This is a genomic window from Jannaschia sp. GRR-S6-38, from assembly GCF_029853695.1.
GTDB lineage: Bacteria > Pseudomonadota > Alphaproteobacteria > Rhodobacterales > Rhodobacteraceae > Jannaschia > Jannaschia ovalis.
Genome location: NZ_CP122537.1, coordinates 1200806 through 1220343 on the forward strand (window position 1 = coordinate 1200806; position 19538 = coordinate 1220343).

20 protein-coding genes and 1 pseudogene are annotated in these 19538 nt (G+C 69.3%); 11 read left to right on the plus strand and 10 right to left on the minus strand.

Annotation, left to right across the window (positions count from 1 at the left end; all coding sequences use genetic code 11):
• Positions 1–228: 228 nt before the first annotated feature.
• Positions 229–1161, plus strand: a complete 933-nt coding sequence (locus P8627_RS06250; protein ID WP_279966844.1) for an RNA-binding domain-containing protein — start codon at positions 229–231, stop codon at positions 1159–1161.
• A gap of 18 nt (positions 1162–1179) precedes the next feature.
• Here P8627_RS06250 and lepA read toward each other — a convergent pair whose 3' ends face one another.
• Positions 1180–2979: a translation elongation factor 4 gene (gene lepA / locus P8627_RS06255; RefSeq protein ID WP_279966845.1), complete on the minus strand. Its 1800-nt coding sequence runs from the start codon at positions 2977–2979 to the stop codon at positions 1180–1182.
• Positions 2980–3139: 160 nt separating this feature from the next.
• Here lepA and P8627_RS06260 point away from each other — a divergent pair, with 160 nt between their 5' ends.
• From P8627_RS06260 to P8627_RS06285, 6 genes are all read left to right on the plus strand, one after another.
• The gene (locus P8627_RS06260) at positions 3140–3589 is read left to right on the plus strand and encodes an ATP-dependent zinc protease family protein (protein WP_279966846.1); all 450 of its coding nucleotides are present in this window, start codon (positions 3140–3142) and stop codon (positions 3587–3589) included.
• Complete coding sequence (gene rimK / locus P8627_RS06265) at positions 3586–4491, plus strand: 30S ribosomal protein S6--L-glutamate ligase (RefSeq protein ID WP_279966848.1); 906 nt, start codon at positions 3586–3588, stop codon at positions 4489–4491. Before P8627_RS06260 ends, rimK begins: the two co-directional genes overlap by 4 nt.
• Positions 4491–5534 (plus strand): succinylglutamate desuccinylase/aspartoacylase family protein, encoded by a 1044-nt coding sequence (locus tag P8627_RS06270; RefSeq protein ID WP_279966849.1) that lies wholly within the window; start codon positions 4491–4493, stop codon positions 5532–5534. The genes rimK and P8627_RS06270 overlap by 1 nt, the downstream gene beginning before the upstream one ends.
• Before the next feature lie 124 nt (positions 5535–5658).
• Complete coding sequence (locus P8627_RS06275; RefSeq protein ID WP_279966850.1) at positions 5659–7332, plus strand: EamA family transporter; 1674 nt, start codon at positions 5659–5661, stop codon at positions 7330–7332.
• 245 nt (positions 7333–7577) lie between these two features.
• Positions 7578–8864: a DEAD/DEAH box helicase gene (locus P8627_RS06280; RefSeq protein WP_279966851.1), complete on the plus strand. Its 1287-nt coding sequence runs from the start codon at positions 7578–7580 to the stop codon at positions 8862–8864.
• 106 nt (positions 8865–8970) lie between these two features.
• On the plus strand, positions 8971–9318 hold the full coding sequence (locus tag P8627_RS06285) for a hypothetical protein (protein ID WP_279966853.1): 348 nt from the start codon (positions 8971–8973) through the stop codon (positions 9316–9318).
• A gap of 19 nt (positions 9319–9337) precedes the next feature.
• On the opposite strand, the gene P8627_RS06290 is transcribed toward P8627_RS06285, so the two are convergent.
• On the minus strand, positions 9338–10030 hold the full coding sequence (locus P8627_RS06290) for a metalloprotease (RefSeq protein WP_279966855.1): 693 nt from the start codon (positions 10028–10030) through the stop codon (positions 9338–9340).
• A 103-nt stretch (positions 10031–10133) separates the two neighbouring features.
• On the opposite strand from P8627_RS06290, the gene P8627_RS06295 reads away from it, so the two are divergent.
• On the plus strand, positions 10134–10811 hold the full coding sequence (locus P8627_RS06295) for an NAD-dependent deacylase (RefSeq protein ID WP_279966856.1): 678 nt from the start codon (positions 10134–10136) through the stop codon (positions 10809–10811).
• A gap of 95 nt (positions 10812–10906) precedes the next feature.
• On the opposite strand, the gene rpmB is transcribed toward P8627_RS06295, so the two are convergent.
• Positions 10907–11209 carry a 50S ribosomal protein L28 gene (gene rpmB / locus P8627_RS06300; protein WP_279966858.1) on the minus strand — a complete coding sequence of 101 codons (303 nt, stop codon included), beginning with the start codon at positions 11207–11209 and terminating at the stop codon, positions 10907–10909.
• Positions 11210–11303: 94 nt separating this feature from the next.
• The gene (gene meaB, locus P8627_RS06305) at positions 11304–12284 is read right to left on the minus strand and encodes a methylmalonyl Co-A mutase-associated GTPase MeaB (RefSeq protein WP_279966859.1); all 981 of its coding nucleotides are present in this window, start codon (positions 12282–12284) and stop codon (positions 11304–11306) included.
• Positions 12285–12358: 74 nt separating this feature from the next.
• Between meaB and P8627_RS06310 the strand changes: the two genes are divergently transcribed.
• Both P8627_RS06310 and hrpB read left to right on the plus strand, forming a co-directional pair.
• Positions 12359–13063 carry a DUF3108 domain-containing protein gene (locus tag P8627_RS06310; protein WP_279966860.1) on the plus strand — a complete coding sequence of 235 codons (705 nt, stop codon included), beginning with the start codon at positions 12359–12361 and terminating at the stop codon, positions 13061–13063.
• A complete protein-coding gene (gene hrpB, locus P8627_RS06315; RefSeq protein ID WP_279966861.1) occupies positions 13060–15402 on the plus strand; it encodes an ATP-dependent helicase HrpB in 2343 nt (780 codons plus the stop codon). Before P8627_RS06310 ends, hrpB begins: the two co-directional genes overlap by 4 nt.
• Before the next feature lie 10 nt (positions 15403–15412).
• Here hrpB and P8627_RS06320 read toward each other — a convergent pair whose 3' ends face one another.
• From P8627_RS06320 to P8627_RS06345, 6 genes are all read right to left on the minus strand, one after another.
• The gene (locus P8627_RS06320; RefSeq protein ID WP_279966862.1) at positions 15413–16219 is read right to left on the minus strand and encodes an alpha/beta hydrolase; all 807 of its coding nucleotides are present in this window, start codon (positions 16217–16219) and stop codon (positions 15413–15415) included.
• 103 nt (positions 16220–16322) lie between these two features.
• Complete coding sequence (locus tag P8627_RS06325; RefSeq protein ID WP_279966864.1) at positions 16323–16874, minus strand: F0F1 ATP synthase subunit B; 552 nt, start codon at positions 16872–16874, stop codon at positions 16323–16325.
• A gap of 3 nt (positions 16875–16877) precedes the next feature.
• Entirely contained in the window at positions 16878–17438 is a 561-nt protein-coding gene (locus P8627_RS06330; protein ID WP_279966865.1) for a F0F1 ATP synthase subunit B', read from the minus strand.
• A gap of 79 nt (positions 17439–17517) precedes the next feature.
• Positions 17518–17757 carry a F0F1 ATP synthase subunit C gene (locus P8627_RS06335; RefSeq protein ID WP_279966866.1) on the minus strand — a complete coding sequence of 80 codons (240 nt, stop codon included), beginning with the start codon at positions 17755–17757 and terminating at the stop codon, positions 17518–17520.
• A gap of 73 nt (positions 17758–17830) precedes the next feature.
• Positions 17831–18586 carry a F0F1 ATP synthase subunit A gene (locus P8627_RS06340; RefSeq protein ID WP_279966867.1) on the minus strand — a complete coding sequence of 252 codons (756 nt, stop codon included), beginning with the start codon at positions 18584–18586 and terminating at the stop codon, positions 17831–17833.
• Complete coding sequence (locus P8627_RS06345) at positions 18579–18932, minus strand: AtpZ/AtpI family protein (RefSeq protein WP_279966868.1); 354 nt, start codon at positions 18930–18932, stop codon at positions 18579–18581. Before P8627_RS06345 ends, P8627_RS06340 begins: the two co-directional genes overlap by 8 nt.
• Positions 18933–19137: 205 nt before the next feature.
• Here P8627_RS06345 and P8627_RS06350 point away from each other — a divergent pair.
• A pseudogene (locus tag P8627_RS06350) lies at positions 19138–19464 on the plus strand (ArsR/SmtB family transcription factor); the annotation flags it as partial.
• Positions 19465–19538 lie beyond the last annotated feature (74 nt).

The following is a 19538-nucleotide window of genomic DNA, read 5'->3' on the forward strand; positions in this document are numbered from 1 at the left end:
GCTGGATCAATCGGGTGAAGCACGGGCTGGTGACGGAGCAGGAGGCGTGGCCGTATTCATCGATCCACCGGGACTGCCGCGCTCAGGCCGAACGATCGTAGGGTGCGTGCTTGCCATGCACCGTTCGCGGATTTTGCGGGCGATGGCGGTGCGTGACGAGCACGCACCCTACGCTTGCTCGACCCTTTACCAGTTGAATACTCGTGGAAAACGCGCGACAGACGCACCATGAATATCGCTGAACTCCAAGCTATTGCCGTCGCAGCAACAACTGAGAGCGATGTGGTAGACTTCAAAGAAGGATTTTTCCCTGAAAAGAAGGCGGCGTTCTGGGCGGAACTGGTAAAAGATATCGTTTCTTTCACCAACTCCCGGGGAGGTGTAATTATTTTTGGTATCTGTGACGACGGTAGTACTTCGGAAAATGACGCATCGTCGCTCCTTGCCTTCGACCCCGCCAAAATTACCGATCAAATTGCAAAATATACAGGGGTCCAATTTTCAGATTTCGACGTAGCATCTGTTGATCGGAATGGCCAAACATTCCCCGCAATCTTCATTTCGTCGTCACGATTTCCGCTCGTGTTTACCAAGGTCGGCACCTACGCAGTTTCCGAAGAAAAGCAAAAGACAGCGTTTAGTGTCGGGACCGTTTACTATCGTCACGGAGCAAAAAGCGAGCCGGCGCAACAGCAAGATATCATAGCTTCCTTTGAGAAGGAGCTCACGGCCAGGCGGGAAGAGTGGCTTGGAAATATTCGACGGGTTGTCGAAGCCGCGCCGGGAAGTACTGTCATCGTAGCTGACGGAAGTCATGCAACCGGGGCCGTTCGCCTCTCTTCGGACCCGTCTGCTCCCGTTGTACGACTCAACCGTCTTAGCGAGACTCATCCGCATACGCGCGGCCAAGTCATAAAGGAAGTGAAGAAAAAAATCGGCGCAAAGAAGTTCAACGGGCACGACGTCCAATGCATTCTACATAAGGAGAGCATAACGCCCGACACTCGCGCCGACCTTGTTCACAAGCCGCATTCGAAAGCAAGCCCACAATACAGCGAGGCCTTCGTGGAACTGATTTGCTTAAGGATCGAAGCTGATAGTGACTATCTCAAATCGTGCCGAAACAATTGGAAAGAGGCGAAATACGGGGGCGGAGAGTGAGCAGCACCCCCGCGAAAATCACCCATCCATCTTCAAAGCATTGATGAACGCCGATTGCGGGATCTCGACCTTCCCGAACTGCCGCATCTTCTTCTTGCCCGCCTTCTGCTTGTCGAGCAGCTTCCGCTTCCGCGTCGCATCCCCGCCGTAGCATTTCGCGGTCACGTCCTTGCGGAGCGCGGCCAGCGTCTCGCGGGCGATGACCTTGCCGCCGATGGCGGCCTGGATCGGGATCTTGAACATGTGGCGGGGGATCAGGTCCTTCAGCTTCTCGACCATGGTGCGCCCGCGCATCTCGGCCCGGTCGCGGTGGACCATGATCGACAGCGCATCCACCGGCTCGTCATTCACCAGGATCTGCATCTTCACCAGGTTGTCCTCCCGGTAGCCGATCATCTGGTAGTCGAAGCTGGCATAGCCCTTGGTCACCGATTTTAGCCGGTCGTAGAAATCGAACACCACCTCGTTGAGCGGCAGGTCGTAGACCACCATCGCCCGCGGGCCCGCATAGGTCAGGTCGAGCTGGATGCCGCGCCGGTCCTGGCAGAGCTTGAGCACGTCGCCCAGGAAGTCGTCGGGCACCAGGATCGTCGCCTTGATGCGCGGCTCCTCCACGTGGTCGACATGGGTCAGGTCGGGCATGTCGGCGGGGTTGTGCAGCTCGATCATCTCGCCGTCGCGCATGTGGACATGATAGACCACGCTGGGCGCGGTGGTGATCAGGTCGATATCGTATTCCCGCTCGATCCGGTCGCGAATGACCTCCAGATGCAGCAGCCCGAGGAAGCCGCAGCGGAAGCCGAAGCCGAGGGCCGCTGAGCTTTCGACCTCGTAGGAGAAGGAGGCGTCGTTGAGCGCGAGCTTCTCGATCGCGTCGCGCAGGTCCTCGAACTCGGCCGAGTCGACCGGGAAGAGGCCGCAAAACACCACCGGCTGCGAGGGCTTGAAGCCCGGCAGGGCCTGGGTGGCGCCGTGCTTCTCGTGGGTGATGGTGTCACCGACGCGGGTGTCGCGGACCTCCTTGATCGAGGCGGTGAGGAAGCCGATCTCGCCGGGCCCGAGCTCATCCACCTGGACCATGGCGGGGCGGAAGACGCCGATCCGGTCGACATGGTGGACCGAGCCGTTCTGCATCATCCGGATGCGGTCGCCCTTCTTCAGCTTGCCGTCGATGATGCGCACCAGGACGATGACGCCGAGATAGCTGTCGTACCAGCTGTCGACCAGCATCGCCTTGAGCGGGGCGTCAGCCTCGCCCTTGGGCGCGGGCAGGCGGTCGACGATGGCCTGCAGCGTCTCGCGGATGCCCTGCCCGGTCTTGGCCGAGACGAGGAGCGCGTCGGAGGCGTCGATGCCGATCACGTCCTCGATCTGCTCACGCACGCGGTCGGGCTCGGAGGCCGGCAGGTCGATCTTGTTGAGGACCGGCACGATCTCGTGGTCGGCATCGATGGCCTGGTAGACATTGGCGAGCGTCTGCGCCTCGACCCCTTGCGTGCTGTCGACGACCAGAAGCGAGCCCTCGACCGCGCGCATCGAGCGCGAGACCTCGTAGGCGAAATCGACATGGCCGGGCGTGTCGATCAGGTTGAGCGTGTATTCCTCGCCATCGGCGGCGGTGAACTGGATGCGGACGGTGTTGGCCTTGATGGTGATGCCGCGCTCGCGCTCGATATCCATCGCGTCGAGAAGCTGCTCCTTCATCTCGCGCGCGCTGACGGTGTTCGTCTCCTGGATCAGGCGATCGGCCAGCGTGGACTTGCCGTGGTCGATATGCGCCACGATCGAGAAATTGCGGATATGGGCGAGGTCGGTCATCGGGATCGGCCTTCCTTGAGGAGTCCGCGCGGAGATACATCGCGCGCCGGTTGGCGGAAAGGGGCGGCGTGTCGCGGGGGGTGCGTCCCGCCTAGCCGTGCCCTGCTTTCAACGTCATAGTCGCCGGACGGCTCGCAAAGGGAAGGGTGTCGCAGCAATGATGCTGATCGGATGGCAGGAACGGGTGGACCTGCCGCTTCTGGGTGTGACCGGCCTGAAGGCGAAGATCGATACCGGCGCACGTACGTCTGCGCTGCATGCGACCGATATCGAGGCGTTCGAGCGCGACGGCGTGCAATGGGTCCGGTTTCACACCGGGTTCGACGACGATGCCCATGACACCAATGCCGAAGCGCCGGTCCACGACCGCCGCGAGATCACGAATACCAGCGGTATCCCCGAGACGCGCTACGTCATCCGGACGAAGTTCCGGATCGCGGGCCGACTGTGGAGCATCGACCTGTCGCTGGCCGATCGCAGTGGCATGACCTTTCGAATGATCGTGGGGCGCACCGCGCTGCGGCGGCACAAGATCGCCGTGCATCCGGGGAAACGGAACCTCACCACCAACGCAACGGCCAAGCGGCCCAAGGGAAAAGACAGTTCATGAAAATCGCAATGATGGCCCGCAACCCGGATCTCTATTCTCACAGGCGGCTGAAGGAGGCGGCGGAGACGCGGGGTCACGAGTTGAACATCATCAACACGCTGCGCTGCTACATGAACATCGCGTCGCGCCGGCCCGAGATCTTCTACAACGGCGAAAGCCTGACCGGATATGACGCGGTCATCCCGAGGATCGGCGCGTCGGTGACCTTCTACGGCCTGGCCGTCCTGCGCCAGTTCGAGATGATGGGAGTCTATCCGCTCAACGAAAGCGTGGGGATCGGGCGGTCGCGCGACAAGCTGCGCTCGATGCAGCTTCTGGCGCGCGACGGGATCGGCCTGCCGGTGACGACCTTCGCGCATGACCCCAAGCAGACGGAGGAGGTGCTGGCCCTGGCCGGCGGCGCGCCGCTGGTCATCAAGCTGCTAGAGGGCACGCAGGGCCTGGGCGTCGTGCTGGCCGATACCGACCGGTCGGCGAAATCCGTGATCGAGGCGTTCCGCGCCACGAACACCAACATCCTGGTCCAGGAATTCATCAAGGAGGCCGGCGGAACCGACATCCGGGCCATCGTGGTGGGCGGCCGCGTCATCGCGGCGATGAAGCGCACCGGCGCCGAGGGAGAATTCCGCTCGAACCTGCATCGCGGCGGATCGGCGGATGTCATCAAGCTGTCGCCAGAGGAGCGTTCGACCGCCGTTCGGGCGGCCAAGGCGATGGGCCTGAACGTCTGCGGCGTGGACATGCTGCGGGCCAATCACGGGCCGGTGGTGATGGAGGTGAACTCCTCGCCCGGGCTGGAAGGGGTGGAGAAGGCCACCGGTCTCGATATCGCGGGCCAGATCATCGAGTATCTGGAGAAGCACGCGAAGCCCGGCGCGACACGGACTCGAGGCAAGGGCTGATGGTACGGCGCGCCCCGTTCGAGATCGGGCCGGAGGCGATCGCCCCGGGGATGCGCCGCACCGTCGACCTGCCCGTCAGCACGCTATCGGATCACACGCCCGTCACCATGTCCGTCCATGTCGTTCACGGCCGATCCGAGGGGCCGACGGTCTTCGTCAGCGCGGGCGTGCATGGCGACGAAGTGATCGGGATCGAGATCGTGCGCCGCCTGCTGCGGACGCAGAATCTGAACGGGTTGCGCGGCACGCTGCTGGTCGTGCCCATCGTCAACACCTTCGGGTTCCTGAACCGGTCGCGCTATCTGCCCGACCGCCGGGACCTGAATCGCTGCTTCCCGGGCAGCGGGACCGGGTCGATGGCGTCCCGGCTGGCGCATCTGTTCCTGAGCGACGTGGTGATGCGCTCGGATGTGGGAATCGACCTGCATTCGGCCGCCATCCACCGCACGAACTATCCGCAGACGCGCATCTCGCCCGGCGATCCGCGCGTGCGCGAATTGGCCGAGGCCTTCGGCGCGCCGATCATCATGGAGTCGGCCTTGCGCGACGGATCGCTGCGCGCGGCGGCGCAGGCCGCCGGCGTGGACATGGTGGTCTACGAGGCGGGCGAGGGCCTGCGCTTCGACGAATACTCGGTCCGGGCGGGGCTGGCGGGCATCCTGCGGGTGATGCGGTCGATGGGCATGGTGACGGGTCGTGGCATCGCGCGTCCGAAGGCGCCGTCGCAATTCTGCCCGTCGAGCAAGTGGCTGCGCGCGCCGATCGGCGGGCTGTTCCGCAGCTTCCGTGCCGATGGCGACCTCGTGCGGCGGCGCGACGTTCTCGGCTCCGTCTCCGATCCGTTCGGCGACGTGGAGGAAGAGATCCTCGCCCCGTTCGACGGCATCATCGTGGGGCGCGCGGTCCTGCCGGTGGTCAACGAGGGGGACGCGGTGTTCCACCTTGCCCGCGTCGCGTCGGTCGAGCGGGTCGAGACGGCGGTAGAGGATCACAGCGCGCAACTGGCCGACGACCCGATGTTCGACGAGGACGAGATCATCTGAGGGCGGTGCCCGGGACGGGCGTTGCCGTTGGGGGACAGTGAAAACCCGAACGCCGCGAACGGCTTGGGGGTCGGGCGTCGCGCGGGTAAGGCCGGGTCGACGTGTTTCGGGGGCCGGGGCTGAGATGACGGGCAGAAATTCCGCCTTCCTTCTGGCGCTGGTCTCGATCGCCATCCTGTCGTCGAACGCGACGGTCGCGATCCTGGCGATCGGAGGGATGTCGCCGCTGACCTTCTCGCTTGGGGCCACGGCCGCGACGGCGCTGGTGCTGGGCCTGCTGATGCCCAGTGGCGGATGGGCGCTGGCCGGGCCTTTGCTGCGCCAGCCGTGGTTCCTGCTGGCGATCGCGCTGAAGGTCACCAACGACGTCGCCTTCTACTACGCGGTCACCATCTCGAAGGAGATCGAGGCGACGATCATCGTCTACCTCTACCCGGTGTTCAACGCGGTGCTGGGCGGGCTGCTGCTGGGACCGGGCTATCAGCGGCTCAGCCGGAAGGAATGGGTGCTGTTCACGCTATCCTTCGTGTCCATCGTGCTGCTGACGCCGCTGGGCGCGTTGTCGGAGCTGAGCGCGTGGATCTTCGGGGCGGCGCTGCTGTCGGCGGTGGCATCGGTCTATGTCGTGCTGGTGCAGGTCACGGCGGACCGCATCGGCGCGCCCCGGCGGCTGGAAATGGCGGTGCTGGGCTGGCTGTCCTTCGGGAACCTGGCGCTGCATGTCCTGGTCGCGGCGGGCTGGATCGTCTTCTTCGACGGCTGGGATCGCCTGTCCGCCCCGCCGGAGGCCGCCTTGCCCACGCTGGCGGGCATGATCTGGATCGGGGTCGCCGTCTACTGGGGGTCGGAGGCGCTGTGGCTGCGCGCCTCGCGCATCTACAACGCGATCAGCCTGAAAAGCCTGTTCTACCTCTCGCCCGCGCTGGGGGCCTGCTACCTGGCGTTCCTCGGGATCGACGACCTGGACGTGGTGGTGGTGTTCTGCCTGTGCGGTGTGATCGTCTCGAACTACCTGCTGCACCAGCGCTTCATCGACGACCTCAGCTTCATCAGCTTCCTGTTCGGGCTGATCGGCGCGGCGGTGGTCCTGCGGCTGGCGCCGGCGGACGGGATCGTCGCGTCCTTCCACCTGAGCCCCGATATCTTCCAGACCCAGATCACCTTCGTCTCGATCATCGCGGGCTTCATCCTGTTCCGCGCGCTGGAGGTGTTCCAGCGCTGCGCCGACGCCTTCCAGACGCTGATCGTCCGCGTCGCCGCGCATCCGCGCGCGCAGGCCGATCCGCAGGCCACGCAGGCCATGTTCGACCGCCTCGTGGTCGAGCCGGATGCCCTGCTCTGGCCCGCGGACGCGGCGGCGGATCACGCCCGGACGGTCCTGATGGACGAAACCGTCCGGCCCGATTTCCTGCGCTATTTCAAGCTGCGGGTGATGGGCCTGTCGCGGCCCGAACGGTTCCTGATGTATCTGGTCTGCCTGCTGGCGGTGCCGTCGGTGCTGGCCCAGGCGGTGGTCTCGGGCAACGGGGCCTTCGTGTCGGCCTTCTTCGTGGGGGTGTTCTGCTTCCTGCCGGTGCTGGTGGATGAACAGGTCAGCTTCCGCATCGTGCGGCCCGTTGTGGGCGTGGTCGTCCGCCGCACCCTGCTGGCCCATCACGCCGACCGCGAAGCCATCGTGACCGGCATGCTGGCGCCGCGCAGCGTCTATCTGAACAACGAACGCATGCGCACGATCCTGTTCATCGGCCTGACGCTGGTGATCTGCGCCGCGACCTGGAGCCTGCTGGAAGGCGCCTGATCGGCCCGACCCGCCGTCTCGCCCCGGTTGACAGGCGCGCCGCGCAGGTCCATCTGCCTGCACAACCCCGCCCTTCGGGCCGCGTGAGCTGGACGTCCATCCGGGACGTTCCCCACGATCGGCGGGTTGCTTTCCCAAGGATCACGCCGGGGAGGCGCGGAGCGACCCGCTCCGTGACCCCGCAACCGTGCGCCCGAAGCGGCGCGCCCGATGCGCCCGTGACGGGCGCCACAGGATATATTCACATGGATTTCGACATGCTGGGGCTGAAGCCCCGCCTCATCGACGCGCTGCGCGAGATGAACATCACCGACCCCACCCCGATCCAGAAGCAGGCGATCCCGCCCGCTCTGGAAGGCCGCGACGTCATGGGCCTCGCCCAGACCGGCACCGGCAAGACCGCGGCCTTCGGCCTGCCGCTGACGCAGCACCTGCTGACCGACGAGGCCCGTCCCGCCCCGCGCACCGCGCGCGCCCTGATCCTCGCGCCGACGCGCGAGCTGGTGAACCAGATCGCCGAGAGCCTGTCAGGCTTCACCAAGGGCAGCCATCTGAAGGTCGCCCGGGTCGTGGGCGGCGTGGGCATAAACCCGCAGATCAAGCGGCTGGAGCGCGGCGTCGACCTGCTGGTCGCGACGCCGGGCCGGCTGATCGACCTGATGGAGCGCGGCGCCGTCAAGCTGGGCGAGACCCGCTTCCTGGTTTTGGACGAGGCCGACCAGATGCTCGACATGGGCTTCATCCACGCGCTGCGCCAGATCGCGCCGAAGCTTCCGGCCGAGCGCCAGACGCTCCTGTTCTCGGCCACTATGCCCAAGGAGATGGAGGGGCTGGCCGCGACCTATCTCGACCATCCCGTCCGCGTGCAGGTCGCCACCTCGGGCCAGACCGCCGACAAGGTGACGCAGGTCATCCACTTCGTCGCCAAGGCCGAGAAGCCGGGCTTCCTGCTGGACCTGCTGCGCGCACATCCGAACGAGGCGGCGCTGGTCTTCGCGCGCACCAAGCACGGCTCGGACCGGCTGGCCAAGCAACTGACCAATGCGGGCGTGCATGCCGTGGCGATCCACGGCAATCGGAGCCAGAACCAGCGGATGCGCGCGCTGGAGGCCTTCGCCTCGGGCGACGCGCCGGTGCTGGTCGCCACCGACGTGGCGGCGCGCGGCCTCGACATTCCGGCGGTGCGGCACGTCTACAATTACGAGCTGCCCAACGTGCCCGAGACCTATGTCCACCGGATCGGGCGCACCGCCCGGGCCGGCCGCGACGGGGCCGCGATCACGCTTTGCGCGCCCGACGAGATGGGCGAGCTGAAGGATGTCGAGAAGGTCATCCGCGGCGAGATCCCGGTGGCCTCGGGGCGGCGCTGGACCCCATCGCAGGAGGAGGCCAAGCCCAAGCAGAGCCGCGGCGGCGGCCGGCGTGGCGGCGGGCGTCCGCAGGGCGGCGGCGGCCGGCCCCAGGGCGCCAAGCCGCAGGGCGCCGGCAAGCCCGGTTCCGGCAAAGGTCGGCGGCCGCGCCGTTCGGCCTGAGCGCCGCGACATTCCAGACCCGCGCCGCCGATTGTCAGCGCCGCGCGGGTCTGGCATCCTAGCCTCCTGATCGAGACGCCAGATTTCGACTTCACGAGGCATGGACATGAGCAGATTCAACCTCTTCGCGCTGACCCTCGGCGCCGCGCTGACGTTGTCGGCCTGCGGCGGCGGGCGTGACGCGCCGGTGCAGCGCGCCTATGCGACGGGCCCGATCCAGACGGCCTGCCTGCGGGCCGACCGGAGCGCGGCGAACCGCCAGCTCTGCGGCTGCGTGCAGGCGGCGGCGGATGCCAAGCTGTCCTCGGGCGAGCAGAGCCGCGCGGTGCGCTTCTTCCGCGACCCGCATCACGCGCAGGAGGTCCGCCAGTCGGACCGCCGCCGCGACGAGGCGTTCTGGAAGCGCTACAAGGATTTCGTGTCGACGGCCGAGCGGATCTGCCGGGTGGCGTGACCGTCGCCGGGGCCGCGCGTCAGGGGCGGACGCCGACGCCCGCGCCCCGCGCGAGGCGCCAATGGTCCGGGATCGAGGGCAGGAACAGCAGAAGCCAGCCCCAGGTCAGGTAGGCCGCGATCATCATCGGCACCCAGAGCAGGGCGAAGAACAGGCCGATCGCGCCCGCGATCCGCGCCGCATTCCGGGGCCTGGCGCGCCGCATCAGCGCCAGATGCAGGAGCTTGCCGCCATCGAGCGGCTGCACCGGGATCAGGTTCAGCGCGAAGAGCACCAGGTTGATCTTGGCGAAGACGCCCGCATACCAGCCCGCGTACCAGAGCGCATCGATGCCGGTCGCGAAATAACCATCCACCAGCCAGGACGCGACCAGCGACGACAGCGCCCAGAGCGCGAGGTTCGTCAGCGGGCCCATCGCCACTTCGAACTCGCGCGCGAGCGGGGGCGACGCGCGATCGTATTCGCAGAACCCGCCACCGCCCCAGAGTACGACGCGGCGCGCGCCGTTGCCGACGGCATAGCCGCCCCAGGCATGGCCCAGTTCGTGCAGCAGGATGGCCAGCGCGATCATCGCGACGAAGGCCAGCGAATGGGGCGTGATGTGAAAGCCGGTCAGGATGACCGCGAGGATCAGGAAGCTCGGGGCGATCTGGATCGGAACGCCCATCGGGCCCGGGATTTCGAACAGGGGGGGCTCGTCGCGTGTGATCATGAGGCCGTCCTCCGGGTTGCGCCCGCGCAGTCTCGCCCGATGAAGGGTTCGGAATTCAGGCCCTGCCGTGGCGCTTTCGGGTCGGATCCGGCAGACAGGGGGCATGACACGCATCGTCATCCTGTCCGGCGCGGGGCTGAGCGCCGAATCGGGGCTCGGCACGTTTCGCGATGTGGACGGCCTCTGGACACGCTACGACCTGAACGACGTGGCGACGCCCGGGGGCTTCGCCCGCAACCCGGCGCTGGTGCATGATTTCTACAATGCGCGCCGGGCCAACATGCGCGCCGCGCGCCATAACATGGCCCATTCCGCGCTGGCGCGGCTGTCGCGCGCGCCGGGCGTGACGCTGGTCACGCAGAATATCGACGATCTGCTGGAGCGCGCGGGCGCGCGGGACGTGGTGCATATGCACGGGCGGCTGGACCGCGCGCTCTGCGCGGCCTGCGGCGCGCGCTGGGACGCGCCCGAGGCGATGGTGCCCGGCGCCCCCTGCCCCGAATGCGCCGATCCCGTGACCCGGCCCGATGTCGTCTGGTTCGGCGAGATGCCCTATCACATGGACCGGATCGAGGACGCGCTGGCGCGCTGCGACCTCTTCGCCTCGATCGGCACCTCGGGGACGGTCTATCCGGCGGCGGGCTTCGTCGAGCTGGCCCGGATGGCGGGCGCGCACACGGTCGAGCTGAACCTCGAGGCGTCGGGCGGGGCGTTCGACGAGGTGCGGGAGGGGCCGGCGACCGCGCTGGTGCCGGCCTGGGTGGACGAGGTGCTGGGATAGCCGCCGACCCCTGGGCCCAGCGGCGCGGTCCGCGCCGAGCGCCTCAAACGAAAAAGGCCCCCGAAGGGGCCTCGATCATCGCCGGCGCGGAGGCCTCAGGCTTCCAGCGCGGCGGCGGTGTCCGTGGACTTCTCGATGTCGCGCTTGATCTTGAGCGCGCGGGCCGAGAGATCGCTGTCCTTGGCCTTCGCCAGGAAGGCGTCGAGCCCACCGCGGTGATCGACGGTGCGCAGCGCCGCCGCCGAGATGCGCAGCCGGAAGGCGCGGCCCAGGGCTTCGGATTGCAGCGTGGTGTCGTTCAGGTTCGGCAGGAAACGGCGCTTGGTCTTGTTGTTCGCATGGCTGACATTGTTGCCGACCATCGGGCCTTTGCCGGTAAGTTCGCAGACGCGCGACATGGGGACCACTCCGGGGTTCAGGGTTCTTGAAACAGGTGCAGGGCCGATCAACGGCCCCGCGGTCGCGGCGTGATAGTCGGGGTGCGCGGTGGCGTCAAGCGCCCCGCAGGGATTCGAGCATCTCGGCGGCGGCCGCGCGCACCGCGCGCTCGCCCGAAGCGACCCGTTCCGACATCTCGGCCATGCGGCGGCGGGCCTGCGGCGTCTCGAGCCGCGCCAGGAGACCGGCGCGGACCTCCTCGGTGAACCAATGGGCGGCTTGCGCGGCCCGGGTCGCGTCCCAATGGCCGGTCTCGCGCCGCCAGGCGGCCAGCGCCTGCATCTCGGACCACGCGCCCTCCAGCCCGGTGCCGTCCAGCGCCGAGACCGGTAGCGCCTTGGGAAAGCCCTCGGGATCGGCGGGCCGCTTGCGCAGGAGCCGCAGCGCGCCGGCGTAATCGGCCACGGTCCGGTTGGCCGCCGCCTTCAGGTCGCCATCGGCCTTGTTCACCAGGATCAGGTCCGCGATCTCCATGATCCCGCGCTTGACGCCCTGGAGCTCGTCGCCGCCCGCGGGCGCGAGCAGCAGCACGAAGAGGTCGCACATCTGCGCCACCATCGTCTCGGACTGGCCCACGCCCACCGTCTCGATCAGCACCACGTCGTAGCCCGCCGCCTCGCAGAGCGAAACCGCCTCGCGCGAGCGGCGGGCGACGCCGCCCAGTTGGCTAGCGGCGGGCGAGGGCCGGATGAAGGCGTTCGGGTCGCGGCTGAGCCGCTCCATCCGCGTCTTGTCGCCCAGGATCGAGCCGCCGGTGCGCGCCGAACTGGGATCGACGGCGAGGACCGCGACGCGCAGCCCCTGCCCGGTCAGCATCATGCCGAAGGCCTCGATGAAGGTCGATTTGCCGACGCCGGGCGTGCCCGAGAGCCCGATCCGCAGCGCCTGCCGGTTCGCGTCGCGCAGGCCATCCAGAAGCGCCGCCGCGCGGTCGCGGTGATCGGGGCGCGTCGATTCAACCAGCGTGATGGCGCGGGCCAGCGCGCGGCGGTCGCCGTCGAGAAGCGGCTGGTGAAGCGGGTCGGGGCTGTCCATCCGCCCGGTGATGCCGCGCGGGCGGCACGCGCGCAAGCGTGACGGCGACGGGCGGACGGGCTAGGTGCTCGCCCATGTTCGCGCGGCTTCTGCTCCTCCTGACGCTCTCCGCTCCGCCCGTAAGCGCGGAGCCCTTCGCCGTGCGCTTCGACATGTCGCTGCGCGGCATCACCGGCGGGCAGCTGGCGCTGGTGGCCGAGACGGGCGGTGGGCGCTATGCCGTGACCGGGCGCGCGGCGGGCACGGGCGTCGTTGGCGCGCTGGTGCGCTACGCCTACGAGGGGCGCGCCGAAGGGCGGCTCGGGGCGGCGGGGCCTCTGCCCGACAGCTATACCGAGGTCGAGATCGCCGGGCGCGACCGGTCGGAGACGCGGACGCGCTTCGCGGAGGGCCGGCCCGTCGCGGTGCGGATCGTGCCGATGCCGCCGCCCGCACCGTGGCAGATCGCGCCGGGCGCGGCGGGGCGGGCCATCGACCCGCTCACCGCGCTCTGGGACATGCTGCGCCCGCAGGCGGCGGTCTGCGACCGGAGCTACGACCTGTTCGACGGGCAGCGCGTGTCGCGGCTGGTGCTGGCGCCGGCCCGCCCCGACCCGCAGGGCGGCACGGCCTGCGACGCCCGCTATACGCGGATCGCGGGCTATTCCCCCGAGGAGATGGCCCGGCGCGACGGCGGGCGGTTCACCGTCCATTACCAGCCCACCGGCGACGGGCGCCTGGCAGCGGCGGAGCTGCGCGCCCGCACCTCGCTGGGCGTCGCGGTCCTGCGGCGGCGGTGAACGACGCGCTGCCCATCGACGCCGCGCTGCCCGGACTGCTGGCGGCGCTGGACGATGGCGGACTGGCCGTGCTGCAGGCGCCGCCCGGCGCGGGCAAGACGACGCGCGTGCCGCTGGCGATGCTGGACCGGGTCGCGGGCCGGATCGTCATGCTGGAGCCGCGCCGGCTGGCCACCCGCGCCGCCGCCGCGCGCATGGCCGAGACGCTGGGCGAGCGGGTGGGCCAGAGCGTGGGCTTCCGGATGCGCGGCGCATCCGAGGTGTCGAAGGCCACGCGGATCGAAGTGGTGACCGAGGGCATCCTGACGCGAATGATCCAGTCCGACCCGGAGCTTCCGGGCGTGGGCGCGCTGATCTTCGACGAATTCCACGAACGCTCCCTCAACGCCGATCTGGGCCTCGCGCTGGCTTGGGAGGTGCGGCAGGCGCTGCGGCCCGATCTGCAACTGGTGGTGATGTCGGCCACGCTGGACGCCGCGCCCGTGGCGGAGTTGCTGGGCGCGCCGGTGATCCGCTCGGAGGGGCGCTCCTTCCCGGTGGAACGGCGCTGGCGCGACCGCCCGCCGCCCGAGGGCCAGCGCTTCGAGGCGCAGGTGGCCGGGCTGGTGGTGGAAGCACTGGATGCGGTGGAGGGCGACGTGCTGGCCTTCTTGCCGGGCGAGGGCGAGATCCGGCGCTGCGCGGGCCTGCTCGCGGGGTGCGGCGCGGAGGTGCGGCCGCTCTACGGCGCGCTGCCCTGGGCCGAGCAGCAGGCGGCGATCCGGCCCGGCGGCGCGCGGCGCGTGGTGCTGGCCACCGCGATCGCCGAGACCTCGCTCACCATCGAGGGGATCCGCGCGGTGGTCGATGGCGGGCTGTCGCGACGCGCGCGGTTCGACCCGGCCTTGGGCATGTCGCGGCTGGTGACCGAGCGGGTGACGCGGGCCGAGGCCGCGCAGCGCGCGGGCCGCGCGGGCCGGGTCGCGCCGGGCGTGGCCTTCGCCAATTGGGTGCGCGGCGCCGAGGGCGGGTTGCCGGCCTTCCCGCCCCCCGAGATCGAGAACGCCGACCTGGCCGGGCTGGCGCTGGAACTGGCGGCCTGGGGATCCGACGACCTGGCCTTTCTGACGCCGCCGCCCGCCGCCGCTCTTGCCGAGGCGCGCGCCCTTCTGGCCGAGCTGGGCGCGCTGGACGATGGCTCGATCACCGCGCATGGCCGCGCGCTCGCGCGCCTGCCGCTGCATCCGCGGCTGGGGCATATGGTGCTGACCGGCGGGCCGGGGGCGGCGCGGCTGGCGGGCCTTCTGTCGGTGCGGCTGCCGCCCGGCCCGGTGGACCTGTCGGAGGCGCTGCGTCGCCCGCCGCCCGAGGCCGCCGCCGAGGCCAAGCGGCTGAGGCGCTTCGAGGCCGGGCCGGAGCGATCGGCGGCCCAGCGCCTCGCGCTGGCCTATCCCGACCGGGTCGGCCTGCGCCGCGCGGGCGACGCGCCGCGCTGGCTTCTGTCGAACGGCAAGGGCGCGCGGATGGAGACAGGCGAGGCGCTGGCGGCCGCGCGGCTGATCGTGGCCTCCGACCTCGACGGCGACCGCACCGAGGCGCGGGTGCGCCGCGCGCTGTCGATTTCCGAGGCCGAGCTGCGCGCGGTTCTGGGCGAACGGATCCGCTGGGTCGAGGAGGTCGCCTGGTCCGACCGGCACCGGCGCGTCGAGGCCCGCCGCCAAGAGCGGCTGGGCGCCATCGCACTGGACGACCGGCCCTGGCGCGAGGCGCCCGCCGCGGCGGTGACGGCCGCGCTGATGGCGGGGGTGCGGGCGCTGGGGCTTGGCGCGCTGGGCTGGACGAAACGGTCCCGCCTGCTGCGCGCGCGCATCGCCGCCTCGGGGTTGCGGGACGTGTCGGACACGGCCTTGCTGGACGCGCTGGAGGAGTGGCTCGCGCCCTTCGCGGACGGGATCCGCGATGCCGATGGGCTGGGCCGGCTCGATCCGTTCGACGCGCTGGAGGCCTGGATCGGCTGGGACGGGATGCGGGCCGTGAACGAGGCCGCGCCCGCCCATTACCGCACGCCGCTGGGCCGCAAGGTGCCCATCGATTACGCGCCCGAGACGCCGACCGTCTCGCTGCGCCTGCAGGAGGTGCTGGGCGAGACGCGGCACCCGGTGGTGGGCGGCGTGCCGCTGCGGATGGAGCTGCTGTCGCCCGCGCAGCGCCCGATCGCGATCACGCAGGACCTGCCGGGATTCTGGGCGGGGGCCTATGCCGATGTACGCCGCGACATGCGCGGCCAGTATCCGCGCCACCCCTGGCCCGAGGACCCGACGCAGGCCGAGCCGACGACGCGGGCCAAGCGGCGGAGCTAGGGGCGCGGCGCTAGCGGGCGAGCAGATCGGTCATGATCGGGCTGCCCGGCTCGGTCAGGGCGTCGATCACGTCGAAATGGTGCCGGCCCGGCGCCACCCTCACCGGCGCCTCCCAGGCCGCCCCGAGCCTCTGCGCCTGCCACAGGAAGGCGGGCCGCTCCTCCGCCCCGACATGAATCGCGACGCTCGGACCGGGATAGGGCCGGGCGAGCAAGGGGCTTTCCGCCGCGGCCTCGGCGGCGTCGAGGCGCAGCTCGTCGTTCATGCTCTGCGCCACGAAGGGGCGGAGATCGGCCAGCGGGCTGATCGGCACGCAAGTCGCGACCCGGTCGATGCAGGCGGGCGCCGCGTCGGGCATCACCGCGCGGGCGACCAGGTGGCCGCCGGCGCTGTGTCCGGTCAGGCGGATCGGCCCCGCGACCCGGTCGGCCGCCGCGTCGATGGCGGCGGCGACGTGGCGCGTGATTTCGGCGAGGCGGACGCGCGGCGCGAGCGGGTAGCCCACGACCGCGACGGCATGCCCGGCGGCAAGGCCGCCCGCCGCCAGATGCGACCAGTCGGATTTGCCGAACTTGTGCCAGTAGCCGCCATGCACGAAGACGATCAGCCCGCGCGGGGCATCGTCGGGCATGAACAGGTCGAAACCCGCGCCGGGCGTGTCGGCATAGGGGATGTCCAATTCGCCCCTCGCGCGGGCCCGGAAGGCTGCGGCCGCGGCCTGCCAGCGGGGTGGGTAGCCTTCGTCATCCGCGATATAGGCCGCGTTGGCATAGGCGTCGTCCAACGCCGCGCGGTCCATTCGTTGCCAGCCGTCCATGTCCTACCTCTTCCCGATCCGCCGCCGGGCTAGCACGGCGACGGGCCACGCGAAAAGGGCGCCCCGAGGGACGCCCTTCGACAGTGGCCGCGCGGCGCGGGACCTAGTGCAGCTTGGCCGAAACCGTGTCGATCGAGCTGTCGATGAGCTTGTTCGCGTCATCCGCCGAAAGCTGCCTGGCGACGACCTCGCCGGCGACGGCGGTGGCCACCGCGATGGCCCGGTCGCGGACCTCGCGGACGGCGGCGTTGCGGGCCGAGGTGATCTGCTCATCGGCGGCGGCAAGACGGCGCTGGACGCTGGCCTCGAGCTCGACCTTGGCCTGCTCGGCGGCCGATTGCGATTCCGCCTTGGCGGCGGCAACGATCTCGTCGGCTTGCGTCTGGGCTTCGCGGGTCTTGCGCTCGTAGGAGGCCAGCAGCGACTGCGCCTCCTCGCGCAGGGCCCGCGCCTCGTCGAGATCCTTGCGGATGTCGTCGGCGCGCTTGTCCAGCATCCCCATCAGGAGGCCGGGCACCTTGAAGTAGATCAGCACGCCGATGAAGACGAGGAAGCCGATGGTGACGATGAAGTCGGTGTTCGACAGGCTGAAGAACGGCCCGGTCGCGGCCGCGGCGGGCGTGGCCAGAAGGGTGAGCGGCAGCAGGAAGCGCATGGTTCAGTTCCCCTTCACGCGGGCGTCGACGGCCCCGTCGATCGTGGCCTGGTCGGGCGTGCCGCCCAGCGCCTTGACGATCTCGCCGGCGACGTCGCGGGCGACTTCGGCCACCGAGGCGGCGGCGCCGTCGCGGATCTCGGCGATCTGGGCCTCGCTCTCGGCGGTGCGCTCGGCGATCTGGGCGTCGGCCTTGGCGATCGCGGCGTCGAGATCGGCCTTGATCGCGGCCCGGGCCTCGCCCGAGATGCGCTGCGCCTCGGCGCGGGCATCGGCCAGCGCCTGCTCATAAGCGGCCTCGGCCTCGCTGGCCTGGCGCTTGAGATCCTCGGCGGCGGCGAGGTCGTTGGAAATGGTGCCCGACCGCTCGGCCAGAACCGCGGACATGCGCGGCAGGACGATCTTGGTCAGAACGAGGAAGATGGCGAGCAGCGTGAGGACCAGCCAGAAGATCTGGTTGGTGAACCAGCTGTCGCAAAGCTGGGGCATCCCGATGGCATTGCCCACGCTGTTGACGCAGGTGCCGGCGAGCTCGAGGTCGATTGGATCGGGTTCGGTGGCCATGATCGGGTCCCGTCAGGTCGGTTTCCTGCGGCGGGCGGCCGATGGCCACCCGCCGAGCGTAAGGATCGTCAGCTTCGTCTCAGACGGCGAACATCAGAAGCAGCGACACCAGGAAGGCGAAGATGCCGAGCGCTTCGGCGAAGGCGATACCGATGAAGAGCGTGGCGGTCTGGGCGCCGGCGGCGGACGGGTTGCGCAGCGCACCCGACAGGAAGTTGCCGGCGACGTTGCCCACGCCGATGGCGGCAAGGCCGGAGCCGATGGCGGCAAGGCCGGCGCCGGCGTATTGACCGAGGGCTTGGGCTGCTTCGAGTTCCATGTGTTCTCTCCTTACGATGGAAGCTGGGAAGATCGGGGGCGGGGCCGGTGCGGCCGCCGCCCGGGATGCGAAATCAGTGATGCGGGTGCAGCGCGTCCTTGAGGTAGACGCAGGTCAGGATCGTGAAGACGTAGGCCTGGATGAAGGCAACAAGCACCTCCAGCCCGTAGATCGCGACGATGGCCAGCACCGAGAGCGGCGCGATGGCCGCGATGGCGGCGAAGCCCGCGAAGACCTTCAAGACCGCGTGGCCGGCCATGATGTTGCCCGCCAGACGAATGGAGTGGCTGACCGGGCGCACGAAATAAGAGATCAGCTCGATCACCGCGAGGATCGGGCGCAGCGCGAGCGGCGCCGACGAAACCCAGCACAGCCCGAGGAAGGCCGAGCCGTTCTTGACGAAGCCCACCACGGTCACGGTGATGAAGACCGCCAGCGCCAGCACCGCCGTCACGGCGATATGCGAGGTGGTCGAGAAGGAGGTCGGGATCAGCGCCAGGAAGTTGGCGAAGAGGATGAAGAGGAAGAGCGTGAAGATGTAGGGGAAGAACTTGAGCCCGTCCTTGCCCGCCACGTCCTCGACCATCTTGTGCACGAAACCGTAGGCCAGCTCGGCCACCGACTGGGTGCGCGAGGGCACGATGGCCCGGCCGCGGGTGCCCAGCACGAACAGGCCGATGACGCAGAGCACCGCCAGCGCCATCCAGAACGTCACGTTGGTGATCGTGAACATGCCCACCGGGTCGCCCGCCTCGCCGAAGAGGGGCTTCACGATGAACTGGTCCATCGGGTGGAACGAGAGTCCGCCGCCTTCGCTGGGTTCAGCCATGGTCATCCTCATTCTTCGGCGCACCGGCGCCGGGTTCCTTCAAGGCGGCCTCCGCGGAGATCCGCACCTGCGCCTCCTGCGCGGAGGCGATCATCGTCTTCACCCCGGCCGCGAAGCCGAGAAGCGTGAACACGACCATCAGCCAAGGCTGGGTTCCCAGCAGGGCGTCGAGGCCGTATCCGATGCCGAAGCCGATCCCCAGACCGGCTACCAGCTCGATCACCATCCGCCAGGCCAACTGCGCCTGCGAGTAGTGCTCCTCCATGTGGTGCTTCGGCGCCGGACGCTTGGCGGCGAGCTTCGCTTCGAGCTGGCGAAGGCGTTCGGCGCGGTCGTCATCGGACATGAGGCACCCCCCGGATGTCGGCTGGCTGTCTAGGCCGGGGGTCGACCCGAGTCAACGCGGCCGAGAGCGCGGTTTTTTGGTAATAGGATCAGAGACTTGGCGGGGCTGCGTCAGCCCACCAAAGCGGGCTTCCGTGCCGTCGCGGGACTGTTGCGATATTCAACCCCTGCGTTGAACGTTCCTTCGGGCGCGGCTAGGGGGAGGCATGGCCGATCCCCTCTCCGCCGCCTTCGCCGCCCTTGCCGACCCGACGCGGCGCGCGATCCTCGCGCTGCTACTGGAGGACGACATGGCGGTGACCGACGTGGCCGATGGGTTCGAGATCTCGCTGGCGGCGGTGTCGAAGCATCTGGGCGTGCTGGCCCGCGCGGGCCTGATCACGCAGGAGCGACGCGGCCGCGTCGTCTGGTGCAAGCTGGAGCCCGATGCGCTGCGCGAGGCGAGCGTCTGGATGCAGGCCTTCGGACAGTTCGACGGCGTCGACATGGACGCGCTGGAGGCCTTGCTGGACGACATGGAGGGCCCGCCGGACGCCCGACCTGACGACCCGCCCGATCTGCTGGGCACGCTTCTGTCGCGCGAAACGGCGGTCTGGGAGGCGCTGGC